Here is an 8,912-nt window from a genome sequence, read left to right on the forward strand (position 1 = left end):
TTCAGCTCACGCACCACGGTGATCATGGCTGGCAGCCGGGCCTCCACGATCTCGTAGCGTCCTTCCAGCTTGCGGCGCACCACGATGGTCTTGGCATCCCGGTCGATGTTCTCGATGCGGTCCACCAGGGTGAGCTGCGAAAACCCCAGCCTCACCGCGATCCCCGGGCCGACCTGGGCAGTATCTCCGTCGATCGTCTGCTTGCCGCAGAAGACGATGCCGACCTCCCGGATCTCCCCCAGCTTCCTGATAGCGGCAGAGAGAACGTTGCTGGTGGAGAGGGTGTCGGCACCGCCGAATACGCGGTCGGAGAGGAGCACGCTGCGGTCTACCCCCAAAGCGAGGGCTCTTCTCAGGGCAGCCTCGGCATTTGGCGGCCCCATGGAGAGCGCCACCGCCTGGAAGCCGTAACGATCCTTGAGTCGAAGACTCTCCTCCAGCGCGTGGGTGTCGTAGGGGTTTATGATGAAGGGGATCCCATCCCTGATCAGAGTATTGGTCACCGGATCGATCTGAACCTGGGTGGTGTCCGGGACCTGCTTGATGCAGGCGACCACAATCATTGCTGCCCTCCTTATCTTTTTGATACTTACCGCCGTACCGGATTACCGGTACACGGAACTTCCCCATCAACCCATGCTCCCCATGCTGGCAAGCGCGAAGATCTGGTCCGCGCGGTAGAGCGGCTTACGCCCCTGGAACATCAATAGGTTGCTCCCTTGGACGGTGAACCCATTTTCTCTCAACAGTTCGGCCGCCGCGTCATTTCCGGCAGGTACATCCAGGAAGACGCGCTCTCCCGCTCCGGCCAAAGCATATTCCAGCAGGTCGCCAGCCTCACCCTTCTCCAGGCACCCCCACGGGCCGATCTGGGTCCCGCCTTCCCACGACTGGCAACAGAGAAAGCCAGCGGAACTGGCAAGAAAGCGCCCCCGCGCGCAGACGGCCTCCATCAATTCATCGCGCCGCTCGCCCCACCCTCCGCTGTCCACGGTGGCCACCAGATCGTGATCCACAGGGAGATGCCGAGGACCGGCTGCTGCCGTGCCGCGCCCGGTCCAACGATGGATATGGTCGATGGCGGCAAAACCAAGTCTTCGATAGATCCCGACGCCCTGCTCGGAGGCGGTCAACCAGATCGTTTCCACCCCACTCGCCTGCAAAGCGGACATGGCGAGCTCCATGAGCCCTCGCCCGATACCGCGCCTGCGTGCCCCGGGGTGCACGAGGAGGTTGCCGATCCAACCGCTGCTACCGTACCTCGCTGCCGTAATGTAACCGATGCCGGACCCGGCCTCACGGCGCACGAAGCAGCCTTGGGGGAAATTCCGCAGCAGAAACTGGAATTCCCACCGGTCGCACATCCATCCCTCATCCTCGGCCAAGGCCAGGAAAGCCGCTATGTCGCTCGCAAGGAGTGGGTCGACCATGGCTAGTCCCGGTGAACGAACAACTGCTCCGTCGGCGGCGATGCGGCGGTAACCTCCTGGGCGGCGGGTGCCAACTGCAGATCCTGACCGATCAAGCCGACGGCATCTGCCCTGCACTGCCGGCAGTGCTTGAACTGGCCAATGACCTTCTCGTTGTTTTTGCGAAGTTCCTCCAGCTTCTCCGGTGAGGGAGGCTCGATGTGTGCGAAATCGGCCTGGGGTATGAGCGGCATGATGTTCATCACGAAGGCGCCCAGTTCCTTGACCTTCCTGGAGATGGCCGGAATCTCGTTGTCGTTGACACCGGGGATCACCACGGTGTTTATCTTGATGGCGAAGCCGAGCTCGGCCGCCTGGCGAATCCCTTCCAGCTGGTTCGCGATCAGCTGCGCCGCTCCCTCTTCGCCGGTCAGCTTGGTGCCGTGGTAGAAGACATGGGAGTAGATCTTGGCGCCCACCCCGGGATCAAGGGCGTTCAAGGTCACCGTCAGGCTGTGCAGATCGATCTCCTTCAGAAGGTGCATCTTCTCGGGCAGCAATAACCCGTTGGTGCTCATGCACTTCATGAGGTGGGGGAACTCCTCCCCCACCATGCGGAAGGTCTCGAAGGTTTCCTCGTTGAAGAGCGGATCGCCCGGGCCGGCGATGCCGATCACCTTGATGATCGGGCCGGTTATCGGGCTCGCCATAACTTCGCGGACCCTGACTATGGCCTCGGCAGGAGAAAGAAGCCGGCTGGTGACACCGGGGCGGGACTCGTTGGCGCAGTCGTGGCGCCTCGTGCAGTAGCCGCACTTGATATTGCACTTGGGTGCCACTGCGAGGTGCATTCTACCGTTTTTGTGATGATTTCCCCCGAAGCAGGGGTGTCCCTGGATCTTCTGCATGGTTTTGCACGATGATGCCATGATTTCCTCCTTGTTCTGCGCAGTTCGGGTTCCAAGAACAAAAAAGCCCGGCAGGAGAGTTCTCCGCCGGGCATCGTTGCCTTGTAAGTGATACGTCCTTGTATCAGTCATCGTCACTGGAGCATTTACTGTGCCAGAGCTGGCATAAACGCCGCGAATGACCGTATACGGTATTGCAGGACGGTGAGATTAAAGGTATTTGTGTCCCATTGGAGATGGATGCCAGCGCCGGCATCAGCTCTCCATCCAGCAACGCTGCCTCCGTATACGATGCAAGCGACTATTTTTTGTGCAACCCGTCCACTGACAACAGCACCCTCCTACCGTCCTACATTCCACTCGCGGGAGCACGGCGATCCGGCAAGCCTTGAATTTCCATAGGCAGCGCGCACGACGTCCCCTCCCCTTCAATGGGAGGGACAGGGTGAGGATGGGGTAAGTAAAGGTTGCACATAAATTGCATCCAGGCCTCCCATGGCCATCATGTCCCCCAAGGAAGAAATAATGTCCCGTGCGCGCGGCGCCTTTCTCGGCCTCGCCATCGGCGACGCGCTGGGCGCTCCCGCGGAATTCATGACCCGGGGCGAGATAGCGTCCAAGTACGGTGTGCTCAGGGATATGGTGGGAGGCGGCTGGCTCAGGCTGAAGCCGGGACAGGTAACCGACGACACGGAGATGTCCCTCTGCATCGCGCGAGCGATCGCCAGCGTGGGGGGATGGTCGCTGCCGGCGGTCGCCGATAATTTCGCCACCTGGCTGCGCTCCAAGCCAATCGACGTGGGAGATACCTGCCGACGAGGGATCAGGAACTACATGCTGAAAGGGGCGCTGGAAACCCCGCCCAACGAATGGGACGGCGGCAACGGTGCGGCCATGCGAAACCTTCCTGTTTCGCTGTTCACCTTGGGTAGCGAGGAGATGCTGGAGACCTGTACGCTCCAGCAGGCACACGTGACACACAACCACCCACTCTCCGATGCGGCTTCCATCTACCTGGGCCGGTTGCTGCACCTGGCGCTGGACGGCCGCTCCCTCAACCAGATGCGGCGCGAGGTCGAGGAGCTGATCGTGCGATTCCCGAATTTCGTGTTCGACCCCTACAAGGGGCTGGCGACCGGTTACGTGGTGGATACCATGCAGACCGTCTTCCACTGCTTCTTCAAAGCGAGAAACTTCGAGTTGTGCGTGATCGATGCCGTCAACCAGGGGGGCGACGCCGACACCACTGGCGCCATTGCCGGCGCACTTGCGGGGGCCTATTTCGGCGAGGAACATATCCCTGCACGCTGGATAAAGAAATTGGACAAGAGACTGGTCCTGGAACTGAGAGAGCTAGCCGAGCAATTGGTGAGGCTCTCTCCGGCCTTCAATTAAGGTGGACATTTGTATTTCAATTCAGTCATCTAACGAACTAAAAAGGAGAAGAATAATGGCTTATTTCACTTGGGAGGAGAGATTTGCTGTCAACGTCAAGGAGATCGACGAGCAACACAAGACCTTGGTGAACCTGCTCAACACTCTTTACGATGCCATGGTGGCCAACAAAGGGCGTGCAGCCCATAAAGAGATCATCTACAGCATGGTGGAATATGCGCGGGTGCATTTCGAGACGGAAGAAAAGTACATGCGCCGGACCAGTTACCCCGAATTCCATGAGCACAGGACCGAGCATGAGAAGTTCACGACAAAGGCGCTCGATCTTAAGCAGCGGGCCGATAACGAGGCCTTCATCCTCACCTTGGAGATTATGAACTTCTTGAAGGATTGGCTGCAGAATCACATCCTGGTAACCGATTCACGCTATAGCGGGCATTTCGAAGCTCACGGCATCAGCTAGGGCTCCTCTTCAACTCTCCGGTCGCCGCCTTAGTAACTTGCAAGACTGACTTAATTGCCCCTCAAAATGATTTTGGGTAAGCTTTCCTCGTGGGCAAAAACTGGAGGGGCGTCTGAAATCATCGCGAGGGGCTACTGCCATGAAAAGAGTGAAGGTGGCTATTGCTTCAGTAGGTAAGCCTATCGCACTGGCTCTCGCCGCCGTTGGTACTTATCGACTCGCCCGCATTGTCTCTATCGGGGCAGCCTATCAATCCAAAACTCTCTGTTCAGGCATCTTCGTCGCTCGGCGCGAAGCATCCTCTATCCTCCAAAGGGACTTATCCGCAGACAAGTTCGGAATCCTCCGTCACATCAAAACCACCGTCGATTTCAACGCCGGTGAAGTTACCGCGAGTCTCCTCGGAATCAGGAGGAAATCACGCTTCACCCCCGGGTTCGGCTCCACCATTTGTTACAACCATTTTCCAGCCTGCAATACTTCCGCAGTCTCCCCCTCCGCTTCTCCCCCACGACAAGAACAGGAAAAGGCAGAGTACAATCCTCGGCTGGAAGGAGCGCTGGAATGGGCCTTCTCCGAACCGGCCGCCACCAAGGTACGCAGGACCCGCGCAGTGGTGGTCGTGCATGAGGGAAAGATAGTTGCCGAACGTTACGCGGCAGGATTCAACATGGACACCCCGCTAGCTGGCTGGTCGATGACCAAGGGGGTGATGAATGCGCTGGTCGGGATCATGGTACGGATGGGAAAGACGCGTCTCGATGCACCTATCGCTGCACCGGAGTGGTTGAGACCAGGCGACCGTCGAAGCCGGATAAGCCTGGAACACCTGCTGCACATGAGCAGCGGCCTGCGCTTCAACGAAGACTACGGCCATCCTCTACAGGATGTAACGACCATGCTTTTCTCCGTTCCCGATGCCGCTCACTTCGCAGCAGAGAAGCCGCTGGTGGCCGAACCTGGAACCAGGTTGAGCTATTCCAGCGGCAGCACAAACATCATCAGCCGAAACATGCGACACGTACTGGGAGACGAGCAGTACTGGAGCTTTCCGAAACGGGAGCTGTTCGACCGGATAGGAATGACGTCAGCCGTCATGGAACGCGACGCATCAGGCACTTTCGTTGGCTCCTCGTTCATGTACGCGACCGCCAGGGACTGGTCGAGATTCGGCCAGTTGTACCTTCAGGACGGGATTTGGGAGGGGGAGCGGATACTTCCGGAGGGCTGGGTGGAGTTCAGCAGGAGGCCGGCGCCACTTGCTACCGAGAACCAGTACGGGGCGCATTTCTGGCTGAAGATCGGGCAGGACTTCAGCAGTGGTGATAGAGACATCGAGCTTCCGGAGGACACTTTCCACGCGACGGGATACGAGGGACAATTCCTTACCATCATCCCATCCCGACGGCTGGTAATCGTACGTCTCGGCCTGACCACCCAGCCGGGAGCCTGGCAGCACGACCGCTTCGTCGATCTAATCCTCAACTCGCTTCAGCAACCTCCGCACTAACACACTTCCCATCAGCAGGCGTGGCAGCCATCGGTGAAGTAGAAGGTCGCGCCCTCGCCGACAGCGGCTTCGGCCCAGATGCGTCCTCCGTGCAGTGCGATCACCCGCTGCACGGTGGCGAGCCCGATGCCGGTGCCTTCGTATTCACCTACCTTGTGGAGCCGCTCGAAGGGAAGGAATATCTTGTCGGCGTATTCCATATCAAAACCGATGCCGTTATCACGCACGAAACAGACGGTCTGGGAGCCTTCGGTATAACTGCCGAAACGGATCTCGGGAGCCTCCACCTTCCCCGAGTACTTCCAGGCGTTACCGACCAGGTTCTGCAACACGAGCTTCGCCAACGCGGGGTCCCATTCTCCTTCAACCCCCTCCTCGATCTCCATCTTCACTGTCCACCCGGTGTACTGGCTGCTGACGTCAGCAAAGACGTCTGCTGCTATCTTGCTGACGTTCACCCTCTCCCGCGCCAGCTTTCTGCGCGTCACCCGGGAAAGGTTGAGGAGATCTTCAACCAATCCACCCATCCTGCTTGCAGCTGCACTGATCCGCTGCAGGTGATCTCTCCCTTCGGAGTCGAGGTGGTCGGAATAATCCTCCAAAAGGATCTGGCTGTAACAGTTCATGCCGCGCAGAGGGGCACCTAATTCGTGAGTGACGGAGTAGCAAAAGGATTCCAATTCCCGGTTTTTGGCCTGCAACTCGACGGTGCGTTCCTTGACCCGCTGCTCCAGGCTATCGTGCGCCACGCGCAGTTCCTGTTCCATCCGGGTTCGCGCCGCTTCTGCACGCTTACGGGTCAACGCCTGCGCCACTACCGCGGCCAGCGATGTGAGCGCCTCAACGTGATGCCGGCGGTAGCCTCCCTCGCGGTTAGCCAGGGCCATAACACCCATCACCCTTTCTTCCTGAACGAGCGGGACGCCGAGAAAGGAAGTTAGCGGAGGATGTCCCTCCGGCAAACCGACGCTGGCCCAGTGCCGGGCGGGACAGTTGGTCACCAGCGGCCTTCCCGTAACAATGACGGTGCCATAAAGGCCGTGCAGCTTAAAACTCCCCGGAAGTGGCCGATCGTCTCCTCCGTCAACCGATGAGCCCCCCTTCCAGCCAGGGTCGCTGATCTGGAGGCATTGCATCCCCCCATCATCACAGACCTCCCCGATAAAGCCGCACTTGCTCTCGGTCACCTCCTCGGCAACGGCGAGACAGACCTTGGCGAGTTCCTGCTCGTTGGGTGCGGTGAGCGCCGACGCGAGGACCCGGCGAATGCCGTTGAGGAGCACGTTCTGCTGCCGGATCTGCTCTTCAGCCAATTTCCGCTCAGCCTCCAAAGCAGCACGGTCGGTAATTTCCAGGCTGATGCCAACCACGCCGATGCCGCCCCCGTTCCTATCCAGGACAGGAGCCGCCGAAGAGAGCACGATGCCATGCGTGCCATCGAAGCGCCGAATTTTCAACTCGACCGGCGCCACCGGTTCACCGGTCGCCAGCGCCTTCGCCATCGGGTGATTTTCCTGACGTAACAGCCTCCCGCTCCCGGCGTCCCAGGCCGCATGACGCCGATAGTCCTGCATGGATTCCAAAAGAGGAGCTGTCCCCGACCAGATCCGGTCGGCCTCGCCGTTTTTACCAACAACCCGCCCCTCCTGGTCGGCGATCCATACCCCCACTGGCAGGTTGTCCAGGACCGCCTCCAGCCTGCTCCTCTCAAGCTCCAGGGATTGGGCGCTCATCAACGCGCACTTCAGCCGTTCCTCGCAACCGCGCAAAGCATCATCACCACAAACTCGTGCCTCCGCCACGGAAAGCTTGTTCCGTAGTTCAGAAATCTCGGCAAGAAGTTCAGCTCTGGACCTGTTTTCGACTTCCATAGTCCCCTCATTCCCGTTGGCACCCTGCGTCCCTGCAGTGTGTTTGGTGTGGCGACAGACAAGATGGGTCGGCATCGGATGCCGCAGAGCATATCACGCATAATTAATTTTTATCAATTTATTTTTTTAAAGTTTTACCTTTAGTTTGGTATAAAAGGTGTCGCAACACGAAAATGGCCATGGGCTAGCCACAACGTTCCCCGAAAATTCGAATATAGCAACCTGTAGGCTGTACACTTTCGACGGTAATGATGGCGCTGAAACGCGTGTTTAGGGCGAGATGCGACAACTTAAGGTTGAGGAATGGAAAGCCGACAGGCTATTCGGAAAATCAGACTGTGCAGAGGAGACGCTTGACGCGGTATTCGCCGCCGATGACCAGGCATTCCCCCTCCCCTTTCAGAATGGAGTTGGGAAGGAGTTCGCTGTAGAAGAAGATCTTCGAGAGAGGGATTTTCACTTCCCAGACGATGAAGCCGAACTCCCAGGCTCGCTCTTCGTCGGTGGTGAAGGAGTTCAGGTTGTTGAGACGGACGATTTCCTCGCGCTTCGAAAGGGTCTCCAGAACGTCGTGCTCGCTTCTCTCAAACGTGCCGCGGTAGAGGATGAGATGCTTGCGGTCCTGGTACTTGCGGGCGAGTTCGTACTGGCAGTATTCGTATAGGAGGTCAAGTTGGGAATTGATGGCGGAGGTGCGCGCGCTCCCCTTGGTGCGGTCGACTGCATACCTCAGGTACTCTTCTTCGTGGATGCCGCCGATCCGCTGGTGGTGGAAGGTGGGTGAAAGACCGATCCGGCTCTCAACCCACCCTTTCAGGACGGCTCCTTCGGGAGAGTTGGAATCCATCATCCATCCCCGCAGGAACCTGAGGTAGCTGTTTTTCAGGCTCTTGCGGGCGGTCGCCGTCCCTTGCTCCTGCCACTGGTGCAGCTGGAACTTGACGGACATGTAATCGTTGAAAACGCAGGCGCGCTCCTCGTGGGAGGCGATAGAATCAAGCTTGTCGAAGAAGAAACGGTTGGCGGCGCGCACCCCCTGGATCTCTATGGGCTGCGGATTGTCGTTGAAATGACGGGAGGCGATCACCCACGGGGGGAGGTTGCAGTGGTTGAAGGATGAGTTTTGCACGTGGATTCACCTCATTGTGAACACTCCCCTCCCCTTCAAAGCATACCCGCCGTCGCCATCAGCAGCGGCGGGAAGTGGGCCGGGGTGAGGACCGGTTACAGAACTTTCGCAAGGTCGGCGAGGACTTTGATGATTTCCCCTTCCATGACGTAGGGCTCCACACCAAGTTTTTCCAGCTCGATCCTGGGAGCTTCACCCATCATCGAGCAGACCACGGCACGGCAGCC

General features: G+C 58.7%; 9 protein-coding genes. 3 read left to right on the plus strand and 6 right to left on the minus strand.

The features are described from left to right. From VJ604_RS12640 to VJ604_RS12650, 3 genes are all read right to left on the minus strand, one after another. Window positions 1-563, minus strand: a 563-nt coding sequence (locus tag VJ604_RS12640; RefSeq protein WP_324083032.1) for an electron transfer flavoprotein subunit beta/FixA family protein, incomplete at its 3' end; no start/stop codon positions are given. A gap of 66 nt (window positions 564-629) precedes the next feature. After that, the gene (locus VJ604_RS12645; protein WP_324083034.1) at window positions 630-1,430 is read right to left on the minus strand and encodes a GNAT family N-acetyltransferase; all 801 of its coding nucleotides are present in this window, start codon (window positions 1,428-1,430) and stop codon (window positions 630-632) included. Between the two features lie 2 nt (window positions 1,431-1,432). Continuing rightward, the gene (locus VJ604_RS12650) at window positions 1,433-2,338 is read right to left on the minus strand and encodes a radical SAM protein (RefSeq protein WP_324083036.1); all 906 of its coding nucleotides are present in this window, start codon (window positions 2,336-2,338) and stop codon (window positions 1,433-1,435) included. A gap of 474 nt (window positions 2,339-2,812) precedes the next feature. Between VJ604_RS12650 and draG the strand changes: the two genes are divergently transcribed. The 3 genes from draG (at window position 2,813) to VJ604_RS12665 (ending at window position 5,685) form a co-directional block, all read left to right on the plus strand. After that, window positions 2,813-3,712: an ADP-ribosyl-[dinitrogen reductase] hydrolase gene (draG, locus tag VJ604_RS12655; protein ID WP_324083038.1), complete on the plus strand. Its 900-nt coding sequence runs from the start codon at window positions 2,813-2,815 to the stop codon at window positions 3,710-3,712. A gap of 55 nt (window positions 3,713-3,767) precedes the next feature. Then, complete coding sequence (locus tag VJ604_RS12660; RefSeq protein ID WP_324083040.1) at window positions 3,768-4,175, plus strand: bacteriohemerythrin; 408 nt, start codon at window positions 3,768-3,770, stop codon at window positions 4,173-4,175. A 139-nt stretch (window positions 4,176-4,314) separates the two neighbouring features. Continuing rightward, complete coding sequence (locus VJ604_RS12665) at window positions 4,315-5,685, plus strand: serine hydrolase domain-containing protein (protein WP_324083042.1); 1,371 nt, start codon at window positions 4,315-4,317, stop codon at window positions 5,683-5,685. Window positions 5,686-5,696: 11 nt separating this feature from the next. Here the strand turns inward: VJ604_RS12665 and VJ604_RS12670 are convergent, their stop codons facing one another. The 3 genes from VJ604_RS12670 to VJ604_RS12680 all read right to left on the minus strand — a co-directional run bounded on the left by VJ604_RS12670 (window position 5,697) and on the right by VJ604_RS12680 (window position 8,900). Continuing rightward, complete coding sequence (locus VJ604_RS12670) at window positions 5,697-7,418, minus strand: GAF domain-containing protein (protein ID WP_324083044.1); 1,722 nt, start codon at window positions 7,416-7,418, stop codon at window positions 5,697-5,699. A 469-nt stretch (window positions 7,419-7,887) separates the two neighbouring features. Then, a complete protein-coding gene (locus VJ604_RS12675) occupies window positions 7,888-8,685 on the minus strand; it encodes an NAD(+)--dinitrogen-reductase ADP-D-ribosyltransferase (protein WP_324083046.1) in 798 nt (265 codons plus the stop codon). 95 nt (window positions 8,686-8,780) lie between these two features. Beyond that, a complete protein-coding gene (locus VJ604_RS12680; protein ID WP_324083048.1) occupies window positions 8,781-8,900 on the minus strand; it encodes a hypothetical protein in 120 nt (39 codons plus the stop codon). Between the last annotated feature and the right edge of the window lie 12 nt (window positions 8,901-8,912).

Origin of the sequence: Geomonas sp., assembly GCF_035254065.1 — a bacterium.
Lineage (GTDB): Bacteria > Desulfobacterota > Desulfuromonadia > Geobacterales > Geobacteraceae > Geomonas.